The 15,860-nt window shown below is 34.2% G+C and carries 9 protein-coding genes and 2 pseudogenes; 9 read left to right on the top strand and 2 right to left on the bottom strand.

What is annotated here, in order from left to right:
• Positions 1–163 precede the first annotated feature (163 nt).
• The 6 genes and pseudogenes from ACH8JV_RS11140 to ACH8JV_RS11165 all read left to right on the top strand — a co-directional run.
• Positions 164–1,333: a tetratricopeptide repeat protein gene (locus ACH8JV_RS11140; RefSeq protein WP_396521239.1), complete on the top strand. Its 1,170-nt coding sequence runs from the start codon at positions 164–166 to the stop codon at positions 1,331–1,333.
• A gap of 403 nt (positions 1,334–1,736) precedes the next feature.
• Positions 1,737–2,177, top strand: coding sequence for a hypothetical protein (locus tag ACH8JV_RS11145; protein ID WP_396521241.1), 441 nt, complete (start codon positions 1,737–1,739; stop codon positions 2,175–2,177).
• A gap of 192 nt (positions 2,178–2,369) precedes the next feature.
• Positions 2,370–5,633 carry an AAA domain-containing protein gene (locus ACH8JV_RS11150; RefSeq protein ID WP_396521243.1) on the top strand — a complete coding sequence of 1,088 codons (3,264 nt, stop codon included), beginning with the start codon at positions 2,370–2,372 and terminating at the stop codon, positions 5,631–5,633.
• 386 nt (positions 5,634–6,019) lie between these two features.
• Complete coding sequence (locus ACH8JV_RS11155) at positions 6,020–6,472, top strand: hypothetical protein (RefSeq protein ID WP_396521245.1); 453 nt, start codon at positions 6,020–6,022, stop codon at positions 6,470–6,472.
• 47 nt (positions 6,473–6,519) lie between these two features.
• Positions 6,520–7,485: an RDD family protein gene (locus ACH8JV_RS11160; protein WP_396521247.1), complete on the top strand. Its 966-nt coding sequence runs from the start codon at positions 6,520–6,522 to the stop codon at positions 7,483–7,485.
• 251 nt (positions 7,486–7,736) lie between these two features.
• A pseudogene (locus ACH8JV_RS11165) lies at positions 7,737–7,964 on the top strand (NLPA lipoprotein); the annotation flags it as partial.
• A 183-nt stretch (positions 7,965–8,147) separates the two neighbouring features.
• Here ACH8JV_RS11165 and ACH8JV_RS11170 read toward each other — a convergent pair.
• A complete protein-coding gene (locus ACH8JV_RS11170; protein ID WP_396521249.1) occupies positions 8,148–8,543 on the bottom strand; it encodes a tautomerase family protein in 396 nt (131 codons plus the stop codon).
• An 813-nt stretch (positions 8,544–9,356) separates the two neighbouring features.
• Here ACH8JV_RS11170 and ACH8JV_RS11175 point away from each other — a divergent pair.
• On the top strand, positions 9,357–9,917 hold the full coding sequence (locus ACH8JV_RS11175; RefSeq protein ID WP_396521251.1) for a TetR/AcrR family transcriptional regulator: 561 nt from the start codon (positions 9,357–9,359) through the stop codon (positions 9,915–9,917).
• 701 nt (positions 9,918–10,618) lie between these two features.
• On the opposite strand, the gene ACH8JV_RS11180 is transcribed toward ACH8JV_RS11175, so the two are convergent.
• Positions 10,619–11,200, bottom strand: a complete 582-nt coding sequence (locus ACH8JV_RS11180; protein WP_396521253.1) for a TetR/AcrR family transcriptional regulator — start codon at positions 11,198–11,200, stop codon at positions 10,619–10,621.
• A 161-nt stretch (positions 11,201–11,361) separates the two neighbouring features.
• Between ACH8JV_RS11180 and ACH8JV_RS11185 the strand changes: the two are divergent.
• Both ACH8JV_RS11185 and ACH8JV_RS11190 read left to right on the top strand, forming a co-directional pair.
• Positions 11,362–14,418 (top strand): annotated as a pseudogene (locus ACH8JV_RS11185) (DUF2345 domain-containing protein).
• A complete protein-coding gene (locus tag ACH8JV_RS11190; protein WP_396521255.1) occupies positions 14,415–15,860 on the top strand; it encodes a hypothetical protein in 1,446 nt (481 codons plus the stop codon). Before ACH8JV_RS11185 ends, ACH8JV_RS11190 begins: the two are co-directional and overlap by 4 nt.

Below are 15,860 nucleotides of genomic sequence, written 5' to 3' on the forward strand. Positions count from 1 at the left end.
ATATATTGATTAATTAAATGAGAATTAAGCTCCTTTTTTATTTAAAATTTTTAAATAAAATGGATCTAATTTTTGAATTTAGATCAGTATTAAGTAAGAGCTAATTATAAAAATAAAGAGTATTATTTATATTAATACTTTTTATTTAAGATGGAGGGTAAATATGGGTACACGTATGAAAGGAATGGTTTTTCCATTTAATGGTTCTAAAGAAGATATACAAGGAATTATTTGTAAATGGATGCAACATGAGAATATCTTACTAGATCAATATAAAGAAATATATGTAAAGTTTTTGGATAATAATTTTATTTTTATTGCTAATTCCGATATTTTTGAGTCCGCATATAATGATCCTGAGCTGTGGCAAGAGTTATTATTTGAGTCATTAATTCAGAATTGGGTTGTTTTCTTTGAATGTATTGATAGTTGGGATCAATACGGCTATTTAATCTATAAAAATAATATTGAAATTCGTAGGGTTATACAGATTCAAGAAGGTGATTTGTATCAGGAGGGAGAGCCCTTAACTTTTGAGAAAGAATGGTTAGATTTTACTACATATTATGAGCGAGAAAATTATAAAAATGGTCGAGTTGAAATTGAGAAAATAATCGACCCTATTTTTTTAGAGGAAACTGATGATTATCATAAATATTATCATGTGCATTCAAAAAATCAGCATGTATACCATCATTATTTAGCTAGATTAATGTTGTCTGAATTATTTATCAATTATCTCGGAATTAATATTATTGATGAAAATTATATAATTAAAGATGAAATAATAATAAATTATGATGAAATACCTATGTTTGAAAAAGTATTAAAATTTGCTAAAAAAGGTGATATAGATTCTCAAAATAAAATTGGAAAAATGTATCAACAAGGTTATGGTATTGAAAAAAATTATGCTTTAGCATTCTATTGGTATCAGCAAGCAGCAAATCAACAAGATTCATATGGGCAACTGAATGTTGGAATGTCTTATCTTAATGGTTTAGGCGTGAAACAAGATATAGATACAGCATTATTATGGTTAAATAAATCTATAGCACAAGATAATCCAGATGCTCTTACTACACTTGCTGAGATGTATGAAAATGGAAAATTTTTAGAAAAAAGTATTGAACAAGCTATTTCATTTTATAAAAAAGCAGTAAAACAAGGAAGTGGTGTTGCAGCATATAGATTAGGTTTAATATATGAATATGGCAAAGATGCTGTCGTAGATATAAAAATGGCAAAGCGGTGGTATTATCAAGCGGTAAATAATTTCAATGAAGATGCTAAAAAACGTTTAGATGAGTTAAATAATATGGTGCGTAGTTAAAATGTTGAGGATTTATGATGTTTTAATATAAATGGTTTTGTTTGCTTTTATGTTATTTTTACTAAATGAAATTATTGATGAGATTGCTAAAATTACAATGTGGGAATTTTACTAAACTGATAAAAAATAATTATCGTAGGGTGGTCTAATTTTTAATAAGGTTTAGATGTTTTATGAGTTAATATATTGGCTTAAAGGAAATAGTAAAGATTTTTTTGATTTTAAATATACAATTTGGTTATATATTTAAAGGTTTGGTAGTTTAATATTTATGATTTACGAGGAAAATGTAATATGGTTGGTGAATATTTTTTAAATTTTAATTTATATGGAATGAATATTAATTTATTAAAGTTTTAATATATAATTAAAAAATAAGAGATTGTTTGTGGATTAAATAAATATGAAGTTAAATCAATTGAGTTTGGCTGTTTTTATACTTTTTATAGTTACTGGATGTGGTGAAATTTATCCGCAACCTACTGATAAATATCCATTTGAAGTGAAAATGAAAGCTTTATTGGGTGATAATCTTGAAATTGTGAACTCAATACGTAAAGCAGAAGTTCAAATTTCTTCTTTTAGATTTGAAAAAGATCCCAATAAATTGAAAAAAGTAATCAACCAATTAGAAGAAGATGGGTGGGTGTTAAAAGGCAAAGGACAAGGAGTTGATACTTATTGTTTAGGAAGAAATAATAGAATTAATGTTGTAAGTCCTACAATGATAGGTGTTTTTGATTACCAAGGTGGAAAACTGAATATAACAGATTATAATTCTGATGCTATATCTTATAGTTATAACAAATGGGGAGATGATATGTGTGAGCAATCTGAGAAGTAAATTTTTGAAATTTATAGCCTTATTTATATAATTTAGTTTTAAGGGTTTAAATTTAAGATAAATATCTATTTATAAAAGGTATGGGAATATTTTTGATGGAGTGTTGGAATAATGATACTGATGGATTAATATTTTGGCATGATATATTTATTTTATAGAAAATTTTAACACTATATAGCTTCGAGAGTCTTTATGGATAATAAGAAAAGTACTTTTATTGAGGATAGCCGTATTCTTGCATTTTGGCGCGATTTAGAAATATTTACTATACCTTCTGCTCCAACTTCAAAAGATAATAATAAATTCACAAAAATAATAACTTTGAGATTTGGTGAGAAGCTACCTTGGGAAATGGTGGAATATCAGCCAACATTAAAGGATATGTATATTCATACAGTTTATATTGGTGTAGCGGATCAAGAAGACTTGACTAGACTTGTTTTGCGCAAAATTGTAAGCAAAGAGTTGAGTGATAAGGAACGTGAGCGCATTTTGGGTACTGGGTGGTTAGCGTCTTTTACTGTAAATGAAAATGGATGTTTAAGTGCAGATAGTTATGCACCAGCCAGTTATGTATATGGTACCCAGGCTTTAAGTCAGGGAGAACCCCTGAGTGATTTGAATGCAAAACTTACTAGAGCTAAGGAAGAGTTCGCTCAGCGTTGTCATCGCTTAGTTCAATCGAAAGAGGATTATCGATGTTCATGGAAGGATTTACAAAGTGAAACGGATTTAATTAGCTCTTTTTTTGCTCATGATGAGCAGATTGGATTAGATTGGCGGGTCGTAGTTGCTACAAAGCGATTACCTAGAAAAAAAGCGTTAGAGGATATTGAACAAGAGGTTAATTATCTGAACTCATTTTATTTAGATGATCTAGATAAAATGCTGAAACAAAGTTCATTAAGTCAACCATTTGGCCAAGCACTATCTACATATCTCGGGGCTTCAATTACTCATGATAAACGAATAGATATTTTAAAAAATCATGAAATTATGGGGAAACTTGTCTGTGCTGCCAATTTACCTATTGCGCGTTGGCCTAACGCACCAGATAGACCTTTGGTGTTGGCACAACAGGCGGTAGTTGCTCATATAGAAAACTCGTTGAGAAACCAAGATGGTATTCTTGGTGTAAATGGACCGCCAGGTACAGGGAAGACAACTTTACTGTGTGATGTTATTGCGACGGTTATTACTGACAGAGCTAAGCGGATTTCTGCACTTTCTACACCTGAAGCTATATTTAAACAGCCTATTCAGCTTATGGGACGGAGATTTTCACCCATTGTTGAGGAGTTGGTGCGAGATAGCTCAATAGTTGTCAGTAGCAACAATAACAATGCTGTAAAAAATATTTCACAAGAGTTGCCTGCTACCAGTAAATTAGACAAGCGGTATGAAACAGATTCTTTATATTTCTCTGAAGTCATAAGTGGAGTTTTTGATAGTCAAAGAGTTCAGGATGAAAATCAAAAAACGATTCCTACATGGGGCTTAATTGCTGCGGCTTTAGGTAATAGTACGAATCGGAGATCTTTTGCTCGTGCTTTTTTTAAAGAGGATCATATTGCTGAGAATGATGAGGAGGAGAGCAAAAACTCATTTATATCGATGAAACAAATACTTGAGGATGCAATTCCTCATACTAGTGCTTATTGTCGGAAATGGCATAAAGTCAAAAGTGAATTAATTGAATTAATTGAAGAATTAGAGAAAAAACGTTCAATTTTGATAAAAGCAGAGCAGGCTTCACTGGTTATTTCAGAATGTATGGAGAAGAAAGAAGCATTATCGGAAACGATTACGCTCAAAAATGAAGAATTAAATAGGCATCAAGATTTATATCGTCAAATACAGGGAGAGTTAAAAGACCAGGCTATTTTAATACAATCTAAACAGCAAATATTAGAGCAAATTCAGATATCACATGGACCTCGGTTATGGGATCGCCTATGTGAATTATTTGGTTACCGGACTCATCGTACAGAAGTCTATGATAAGCAAATTAGTGAAGCAACTTTATCATTACAAGAAACTACCTCTCGCTATGAAAAGCTCATCAATGATAAGACATCAAGCCATAAAATTATAAAAATTTGCGAGCAGGAGTTGTTGAAATTAAATGATGAGCTTCTTGTAATAAGGCAAAAATGCGACAAGTTGATTTCAGATCTACAGGCGATACAAGCTTTAGGGGTAAGACATGTCATTGGGCCTGAGTTTTGGAAATTATCGTTTGAAGAATTGCATAGGACTTCAGTAAATACTTCAGAAATTATCGATGATATTCGTGCCCGTATTTTTATAAAATCGATACAGCTACACAAACTAACGATTTTATCTAATGCCAAAAGATTTTTAAGTAATTTAAGAATGGTCGGGCAAATGCTTTCAGGAAATACCAAAGGTCTTTCCCTTCATGATCGTCCTGTAATTTGGGATAGTCTGTTTTTTGTGGTTCCTGTTGTTTCCACAACTTTAGCTTCATTTAGTCGGCTTTTTGCAGGTATGGGACAAGACAGTTTAGGATGGTTATTAATTGATGAGGCAGGTCAGGCTACACCTCAATCTGCAGCAGGTGCAATCTGGCGAAGTAAAAGGGCTATTTTAATTGGTGATCCTTTGCAGGTTGAACCGGTATTTACACTACCAGATAGCGTAGTTGAAATTCTACGCAAACAAAATGATGTTGATTTATCTTGGTCTCCTGTCTTCGAATCTGTACAAACAATTGCTGACAGAATAACACCATTTGGTTCATGGATTGATGATGGTAGTGGAGATGATCAATCAAGAATCTGGACTGGTATGCCCTTAAGAACACATCGTCGTTGTGATGACCCTATGTTCTCTATTGCAAATAGTATTGCTTATGCGGGTCAAATGGTTCAGGGGCGTGTTGATCGCGAAGGAAAGCCTATACCAGCAAATATAGCTTATGACATTGGTATGAGTACATGGATGAATGTCGATTCAATAGATTTTGCTCATCCGGTTAATTCTGAAGAACTTGAGGTATTGATTGATTCTTTAAGAAAGCTTGAAGAAAAGCGAAAAACTACAATTAATAGTTCAAAAATTAAAATATATGTCATTTCACCTTTTAGAAAAGTTATTCAAGCATGTAAAAGCAGTATTGAAGAGGCAGGAATAAAAGGCATTGAATGTGGCACTGTACATACTTTTCAGGGTAAAGAGGCGGATATCGTATTTTTAGTATTAGGTACAGCGAAGGATCGTACTGGGGAAGGAGCTAGAGCTTGGGCTTCTTCAAGTCCAAATTTATTAAATGTTGCTGTGACAAGAGCCAAGAGTCGTTTGTATGTGATCGGTAATGTGGATACTTGGTCTAAAATGGACTATTTTTCAACACTCATTAATATACTGCCGGTGAAACCAGTAAATATAGCAAACCGATCAATTGAATTAGAGGAGGTTAAAATTACTAATTAGTACCGAATTGAGGGCTTTGACTTAGTCGTGATTTCTTTGCGTAGGGCAGTAATGAGGTCAATAAAACTATACTTTTTAGATCATCAAGAGTTTTTTTTAATTAAATGAATACTCTCTACACAAAAATACCTGTATAGAACTGAATAAAAACAACTTATAATGATTAGGTTGTTTTTATTTATGCCCTCTTTTAAGAAAATTAAAAGATGTAATTATTTATAAAGTAAACATAATATAAAACATGCTACTTAGGATTTAAATTTTTTGGATTTTGATGAAATAGTTGCTACTACTAAAGTTAGAGAGAAACATGCCCTGAAAGGAGTGTGTTTAGAAAATGAATAAATTTTAGCTGAAAAAAGAAGTCACGAACTGGTGAGAAACAAATGTTAAATAAGATCATCAAAATTTTATTATTAACTGGAATGCTACCACTTATAGGATGTTCCACAATAGATAAAAAAACTTGTATTAATCATTTTAATAATAGAGTTTCTATTTTAACAAAAGACAGCCAAGTCATTAAATCAATTAATTTAATTGATAAGAACATATTTTGTGGAGATCAGCCGTATAGTGAGTTTTATAATAATATAAATTTATTTCTATTGGGGTTGAATCATGACCAAAAAAAGAATTTTTATGCAATCCTATTTTTTACGGAATTTCATAAAAATGAAAATGCCGGTGAGTTTGTTGAGTTTTTGTTGAAAAATAAGGTTAATATTTCTGATCAATATATGGGGATTTTAAATAATAATCATTTAATATCTAAAATGAAATATACAAATGAAGAATTATCGAATATCAAGAAAATGGGTGAATTGTTGAAGAAATAGTTAAATTCGATAAAATCTATTTTATTTACTATTAATAAGGAATAATTTTGTCTTTACAGCCATCTTATACTGCTGGATTCTGGCGTAGGTCTTTTGCTTTTATTATTGATGTAGTACTAGTTAGTTTATTTTGTGGACTTATTGTTAGTATTTTTTCAAGTTTTCTACATCAGCACTCTGTGATTTCTACTTTACTGGGTTATTTGTGTGTCGTTTTATATTTTGGATTATTGAATAGTCATTTGAATTTAGGAAAAACTTTTGCTAAACAGTTATTAAAAATTAAAGTGCTGGATCTGGAAGGAAATGATCTATCAGTTTCCTTATCTATTTCACGTGCTGCGATTTTATTTGCACCTCTCTGTCTAATTTCTTTAAGTGATTATATTGAGAACTTTATGCTCTCTTGGGGAATTAAACTATTATTTATTTGCTTACAAATTTTAATTATATATTTTTATCTTTTTAATGGTCGAAATCGACGTTCAATCCATGATTTTATATCAAATTCGATAGTTATTAACGTTCAACAAAATTATACTAATATAAAAATACCTTCCATATGGAAAAAACATGAAGCTTTTGCAGCTATACTTGTAATTGCTTGCATGGTTTTTGGGATAAATCTAGCTTTATCTCAAGAAAAAAATGATGAAATTATTCAAACACAATTAAAAGACATACAGCCTGAAATTATTCATATTCAAGAAACTTCGGAATCGATAACTGATAGGAAGTTAAGTTATTTTGATGTTCGAATTAAAAGCCCAGACAAACTTAATAATCCTTTTTTCGCACAGCAATTTATTGAGAATTTACAAAAAGCTAACCCGTCATTGATGGATGGAAATAGTGAGATACTCTTGATCTTAAGAACAGATCTTCAATTTGGTCTAATTTCAACAGGCAAATACAATCTATATTCTGTTGAGCAGAATGATACAGGGTTAAACATTGTAGAGCAGCAAAGTTCTGAGTTTAATCAAATATCTTTTTTATCAATCAACTTCTAATATACGTTTCAAATATTAATTTTGATATCAAGTCATTTGTTCAAAAGAGTTCTGATATCCGTTTTAGAAGCAAAATTCTGATTTGAGATAGACTTTTCAGTATTCAAGCCAAACAACTTGTTTGGCTCTTATTTTAGAATTTAATTCCTATCTATTCAGACTGAGCTAAGTCACGTTCATGACATAATAATTATCTTGTGGTAGAGAACGATTTTAAAGCCACAGTAATCACTAGTTGACTCTATAGGACCGGCAATACATTAGCACTTGAGGGTGGCTTGAATGTAATGATTCCGTGAGCCTATTGATCAGTCTACTAAGCTTTATGTCAATTTATTGTGGGTGTAGCTGAAGCCAACAAAAATGACCCGATCTATACGAAACTTGGTGAACTTTACCACTTACCTAAAGTACAAAAAATCGGTGGCACAAAAGTTGAGGTGAACAAGTCTGTTTCTGAATTTGCAGACATCAAATAAGTAATTTTTTAATTAAAATTATTTTATAAAGCTAAGCTACGATAATCGGAGCTTAGCTTTTTTGGGAAGGTAATAATTAAATTAATACTTACTTTAAATTATTATCATTTTATCAATTAGGAAAATAATATTTTTTATTTAATGTAATGAATATTATATTAAATAAATTTAAGATTATAGAAATCACACATCAATTTTAAAACCTAAATCTACATCACAAGCTGCTTGACCACCACGAATCCCAAAGTTCTCAGCTGTAATTTCTCTCAATATAATTTTAACGTGATCTATGGGTATACCTAATGGTTCTAGATTATTTACAATATTTTTATACAATTTTCGTTTAGCATCTAAAGAGCGTCCAGCAAAACCATCAATGTTGATAAGTGTATAATATTCAGGTTTTTCCTTATTCGGAGGGCATTGGAATCTATGAGGTTCATGTACAATTAATCTTACATTTCGGTCATGGGGAAGTATTTTGAACGCATCTTTTAATGCAGCATGTACACCTTCCATAATTTTTATTTCAATTGCCATATCATATTGTTGCCGAACTTCAATTAAAACACTAGGCATTGTAGTTGTCCTGTTATATAAGTGATCGTAATTAATGTTTTGCTTACTATAAAATATTTAAAAATAATAATCTTGATTATATTTGTATCTTCTTACTATGTGTTTAAGCACAATAGAATCGATTATTTAAAAATTAAAAAAGCATGACTTATTCTAACTTAGGCCCTAAATATTTCGTTTTACACATACTATTAAGATTTTTATATTTTTATAAACCTCAAATTAACAATAACCTATTAATTATTTACCCTTACTTTTTAATGATCTAATTTAAAACAAATGTCATTTTGTGTGCTTGACTGTAAGAGGGTTGGGAACTATCCTTTGCCTGCTGGCCACATTGCCAGTCGGTTTTGACGAACCGCAATCACACGAGTATCAGAATTATTCCTTCTGAGGGATAGTTTTGTGCAGCTCCTCGTCTCCCTCTCGTAGCGGTAGGACGGAAGGGGGACACCTACGGGTGTGCTGGCCTCGTGTGACCAGTTCGTCAACCCCCTTTCGTTCTGCCACCATAATTTTAATGTTTTGGCAGAACTCCCTATAAAAAGGAGTTGGCTTTGCACATCCACTATTTCTTGGCAACCTTTGCCAAAAGCTATAACGACACAACTTAAAAATTTAAAGCAGCTTGTTCACCTTTAGGTTTTTCAGGCTTTAAGTCATTACGGCTCAAAAAACTTGCATTAACAACAAAACTTGAGATGTGCCAAGCACAGTCTTTACGGTTTTGCTGTGCCTTTTTTTCTCCCAGAAAGGGCGCAGGCTTTTTATCTCATTTAGAAACAACAATAATTTTATAACGGTAAAACTATGCGAAACTTAGAAACATCTTCCAAAAAATTACAGGTTATTCAAACCGCAATTCAATTATTTACCAGTCGTGGCTTTCACACGTCAGGCGTAGACTTGATTGCTAAAGAAGCCCAAATCACCAAATCCACGTTTTATAAATATTTTGGCTCAAAAGAACGCTTAATCGAAATGTGCATCGCCTTTCAAAAAAGCCTATTGAGAGACGACGTGCTTGCCATTATTTATTCAAGCCGTTACTACACATCAAAAGATAAACTCAAAGAAATTATTGTTTTACATACCAATCTAAACAGCCTATACAACCTTTTACTTAAAGCCATTTTTGAAATAAAACTGCTTCATCCGCAGGCTTACCGTATAGCGGTTGAATATAGAAAGTGGCTGCGCCATGAAATTTTTGATCTGATTTTTAGCAGAGAAATTAATGAACCAAAATTCGATGCCAATATGGTAGTAAACCTTATAGATGGTTTACTGCTACAAGTTTTAAGCTTAAACAGTTTGAAAGAAAGGGATGTGGTGGTAGAGCAGTTTTTTAAACCTACATGTTTAAGGTAAATCAATTAAATATTAGGAATATAAAAAATTATATGGCATGGCTATAACCATGCCAGTTTTAAGGGTAAAGATAAGCGACTACTTTTTGGGACTTAATACGACTCTCAGAAAAAGTTGATAAGTTATGATGAATAAAATAGAACCTCTATTAGATTCATCTAGTTAAAAACTAGTTTGGTCATAGCAACAAAGACATTTAAAACCCAAAATAATTATTTGTTTTATAGAGATGAGAAACAAGTTAAGCCAAAGATACTTATTAGTCCAAACATGACCACAAAAGTAGGGAGATTCTTAGCATTTTTTTTTAAAAGAATAGGTAGAATAATCAAACAAGCGAGATAGGTGAGTGGGGATAAAATTATACATAGCGATATCGCGGCATAACCGCTTGCACCTTCAAAATTGGACATATTCATTGTCAGAAGTAGGGCAATTAGGCTGCCAATGGTCAAACTGGTTGGTAAACCCAATATGAGATAACAGATAATAAGTCCAATGGGGGTACGTTGCTTGAAGGATGAATTTGGTAAGTTGTTATCTGTTTCCATAAAGTATTACTCTTAATATTAATGTATTTTTTACAGTTCTTTAAATATATGCATATTATTGAAATAAATGATAATAGTCTCATTTGAATCAGAAGCAATCGAATATGAACGTAAATTTATTTCTTTAGAGAATATAGCGTTGATTTACATTTAGATTGTCTCTAACTCAATTAATGTATTGATATAGTTCCATGTCTTCTCTGGTTCAATCGGATTTTCTTCGTAAACTGACCCATTAATTAACCCATCCAGAAGAGAGAGAAATAGGTGAGTTAGCGTTAGAGGGTCCTTTATTTCTAATTCCTTAACAATAGAAGTGGTTGTGTCAAATAACCAATTTCGATATTCATCCAGTACAACCAGAATAGATGAGTATAAGTCTCCTACATCCATGCGTGCTTTATGAAATGGGCATCCTTTAGCATCATTTTGGTTCACCCAATTGATATACCAAAGGTAGAGTTGCTCTAATTTTTCTAAAGGCTCTGATCGTGCCGAGATATGCTCTTCTACAGCAATCTGGATATCGAGTTTTAATTCCTTTAAGCAGGCCACTACCAGTTGTTCTTTAGATGGAAAATGCTTATAAAAAGTCGCTTTGGCAATATTAGATTCAGCAATAATACGGTCGATACCGACACCGATATAGCTTTCGTGAATAAAGAGCTGAGTTGCAGTGCTTAGAATAATTTCTCGTTTTGATGGTTTTTTTAATTTTAATTGTGCATTCATAAGGATTTATTGCAATTTGTGGAAGTGTTAGGTTTGTTATTTTAATTTATAAATAATATATTCGACTAGTCATCAAAGGTGAAATTAATATAAAAAATAGACAGATCTGTACGTATTTTATAAAATATGATAAATGAAGTCCTAAAGTTATAAACAAAGTAATGTTTAATAATATTTCCCAAGTTTTAGAGAGTATAGGTTTTCTCTCACAACATCGTTCGGTGTATCTCCAATTTTCAGATGCATCCCTGAATAGTCAGGTTTTCTTACAACGTATAGACGGGCAGCATTATCTTAATCAGGGCATGACAGCAGAGCTGATTTGTTTATCAACAAATGCCCATATTGCACTCAAGACATTTATTGGGGTACAGGTTGCGATTGATCAGGTCACAGATCAAGGCCTGTTGTTTCGCACTACAGGTATTATTACGGGTGCATCACAAGGGCAAAGTGATGGTGCTTTAACCTTATACAAATTCACCATAAGTGATCCAACTTACCTCTGGCATAAACGCAGAAACAGCCGTGTGTTTATGAACAAAAGTGTGCGGGAAATTACTGAAATTTTATTTCAGGAGTGGCAGGGTAAAAGCCCGTTGTTCGCATCTAGTCTAACTTTAGATTTAAGCGGCTTAAAGCAGGCGTATGACATACGCCCTTTCGTTATGCAATTGAACCAAAGTGACTACGACTTTTTAACTCGTTTATGGCGTAGTGAAGGCATTAACTGGCTGATTGATGAAGCGGAGCTTAATGTCGCAAGCAATACAGATCATATCCAGCCACAAAAACTACGTCTTATTGATGACAATAACCAATATCAAGCGTTAACAAGAAGAACGATTCGCTACCATCGAAGTCATGCAACTGAACAATTTGATAGCATGACCAGCCTTATGGCTAACCGTAGTTTACAGCCCACTTCTGTTTTTGTGCAGCGTTGGCAGTCAGATGTATTAGAGCAAACAGATGGGGTAGGCAGTGTACAAAGCAAACATGAGCATAGCTCTAACTATGACAACCAAAGTTTAAGTCTTGAAGATGCATGGCACTTTAGTCCGGCATGGATGCAAGATTTAAAAGGCGAAGATGGTGCAACCTCTGCAAGTAATCAACAACTGGAAAAATTTAACCAGAACTTAAGCGCTTTTCATGATGCTCAGTCCAAGCAGTTTATTGCTCAAACTACAGTACGGGATACACAAGTCGGTTACTGGTTTGAGCTGAATGAACACCCTGAAATTGATCTTCATACCGGTGCGGATAAAGAGTTTCTAATCATTGGTAAGCATTACTATAACCAAAACAACTTACCGAAAGACTTAAACCAACAAATTCAAGCTTTAGTTCAACAAAGCCATTGGCAAGTGAGTCAGACAGACGAGCGCCAAGGTAATAAACTGATTTTACAACGTCGCCATATCAAGACAGTTCCAGAATACCAGCCATTACAAGATCGACCTCAAGCCGCTGTACAACGTGCACGTGTAGTTGGACCAGAAGGCGAGCAAATTTATGTCGATCAATGGGGACGCATTAAAGTTCGTTTCTTGTTTACCTGAGCTGATGACCACCGCCATGATGGTGGAGCAGGAAGTAACGACAATGACACGGATTCGGCTTGGGTTGATGTTTTAACCCCGTGGGCTGGAAAAGGTTATGGGGCACGGTTCTTACCACGCGTGGGTGAAATCGTTGTAATTGATTTCTTTGACGGTAATGTTGACCGACCATTTGTGGCGGGACGTATTCACGAAGCTGAACGTTATCCAACCCAATTTGATCAGAAAGGCCAGCTCCCTGATACTAAAAAGCTGAGTGGTATTCGGTCAGAAGAAGTGGGTGGCAATGGTTTTAACCAGTTACGTCTTGATGATACGACTGGGCAAATTAGTGCCCAGCTACAAAGTAGCCATGCGGCTAGTCAGCTAAACTTAGGTAACTTAAGCCATCCAAAAGACAAAGCGCAAAGTGATGGTCGTGGCGAAGGTTTTGAACTGAGAACTGACCAGTGGGGTGCTGTTAGAGCAGGTAAGGGTTTACTCATTACCACTCATAAACAAGATCAAGGCACACATTTAGACGCAGCCGATGCCAAACAACAAATAGAAAGTGGTCTTAACAATGCTAAGGCACTGAGTGAAGTTGCTAAAAATCAGCAAACTGATCCATTGGAAGTGCTTGAGAACTTAAAAACGTTTATAGAGCAAATTGAACAGCAGGATAAAGAAAAGGCTGCTGCATTTAAGCAAGCCTTGATGATATTAACTGTACCTAACAGTATTGCCGTAGCCAGTAATGAAGATATTCATTTAAGTGCAGATGGTCAGTTAAGCCAAACTGCTGGGGACAGCATTAATATAAGCACTCAAAAGAACCTGATTGCACATGCTCAAAATAAGTTAAGTCTATTTGCTGCCCAACAGGGCGCACGACTTTATGCGGCTAAAGGGAAAATTGAGATACAAGCGCAAGGCGACGGCGCAGATTTAATTGCCCGTAAAGGTATTCAGATTATTTCAACAGAAGACAAAATTGCTATTAATGCTTCTAAAGAAATTGTTATTACAGCGGGTAGTTCTCAAATCAAGATTAATGGCTCTGGTATTTTCCCTGTCAGTGGTGGTAAGTTTGAGGTGAAGGCAGGGCAGCATATGTTTATGGGAGGTGGCAGTGCTTCGAGTAATTTGCCTGCTTTACCTCAGTTGAATATGCCTGCTAAAGAGCTTGAACTTAAATACGTGTATGACGATTTAAAGCCAGTCGCTCAAGCACCTTACAAACTTATATTTCAGGATGGTACGACGCAAGAGGGTCTTCTGGATAGTAGTGGTTCTGCTAAAGTTCAGATTCCTGCGGATAAAATTCAGTCAAAAGTCTATTACGGTTTTAGCAATATGGAAGCTAAACCTGATCAGCCCAAACAGGACAATACATTTAAAGATAAACACGTAATGAGTGTTATGGCAGCAGAACAATTGATCGAACAATATAACAAGCAAGAACTTGACCACTTATTAGATGAATATTTCCCAGATGAAATAGAAGCCATCATAGAAGGGCAAGGTGTCGTGTACGATGACCATATCAATGATTATGAGGAAAAAGATTTAGAACAACAAAATAACCCAGATGATGCTATTGCTGATCATGCAGAAGAAATTCTCTTGAATGAACCATCAAGTCTACATTCTGGTTTTGGGGAAGATGTATGAGTACAGCAGTTGCAAAGTCACACGTTAAATCGATTAGGGTCACCAAAAAAGGAGAGCAATCAGCAGCCAACTGGATAAAAGGGGTATTAGACGGGAGTGGATCAAGCCCGGCACAAATTATTGTAGCTGTTGTAATTGGCTGCATCCCTTTTGTTGGTCAAGGTGTTGATGTTGGTAATGTGATTGTTTCAATTGTTAAAATTGCAGAAAACCCCAACAATAAAGATAACTGGTTTGACCTAGTCTTTAATTTAATTGCGTTTGTTCCTGTAGCTGGAGATGGGCTTAAAATTGTATTTAAGCAATTGCGCTCAGGTAAATCTATGGGAGCAATATTAGATGCAATCCCCAGTAAAACCTTGCGTGGTGATGTTGAAAAATGGTTTCGTAATTTAAACTGGAATGCTTATACCAAAGAGTTACAGAAAACCGTTAATAAAATGATAGATAGACTCATTAACGTTTTTGATAGCTGGATGACCAGAGCGGTCTTGGGACAAGCCCGATTAAAGACTCTTGTAGTACAACTGAGAAAAATGAAAACAGTTGCGAACAGGCAAATTGAAATGGTGATGAAAGACCTGCAATTAGCCCATAAAAAAGCTTTGGCAACCCCTTATCCTAATACCACAGCGAGGGCACCCATCCACAAAACGGGTTCAAAGCCACTTAATCGAACTTCGGCGCCTCATACACAGCAAAAGGGTCAGGTTCTTAAAAATACCAGTGGTAATACAGCGAAGACAGGAAGCAAGAATACATCAACCAAAAGAACATCAAAAAAGCGCAGTAATAAGGAATTAGGTTCGGGTGGTGAACACATCACGGATTATTACTTTGTGAAGCGGAAAAAGAGTCGTACCAAAATTAATAATAATGGTGTGCTGTATGAATATCATGATACTGGACATGATGGTATTGACCATGCTTGGTATAGCAATAGTATTGGGCATAAGTACCGAATTACAGATAGTAAAGCGACGAATTTAGCCAGTCATCGAAAAATCATGACTCCGAAAGCAGCAATGGATGCTTTAAGCATGGGCTTGGATGTTTATGTAAAGTCTTCCAAAGAGAAAAAAACTAAAGGTGCATTAGGTAAAACAGTCAGTGATGGTGCACAAATGTCACATCTTTGGATTGCGAATAAAATTGGTAGCGCAAAGATTACGTCTAGTCATAAAGTTAAATTACTTGAGCAGATTGAAGCTTGGAAGCGTGTCGAATTTAAGCCTGCATCTGAAAGAGTTTTTAAAAATGGGAAAGGACAAACTGTTGCAGTGAAGTGCCCTTATGACCGAAGTTTAGTGACGATAACGGGAAATCAATTTGACCACCATAGTCAATGTAAAGGTCTGGATGAACCGAAATGTACCCGTTCAGTGACCTCACATGCGATTACTTTAGAGTTTGTCTTGCCGAATGAAATGTTACGGGAGTAA

It is taken from the genome of Acinetobacter sp. ABJ_C5_2, from assembly GCF_044538485.1.
Taxonomy (GTDB): domain Bacteria; phylum Pseudomonadota; class Gammaproteobacteria; order Pseudomonadales; family Moraxellaceae; genus Acinetobacter; species Acinetobacter nosocomialis_A.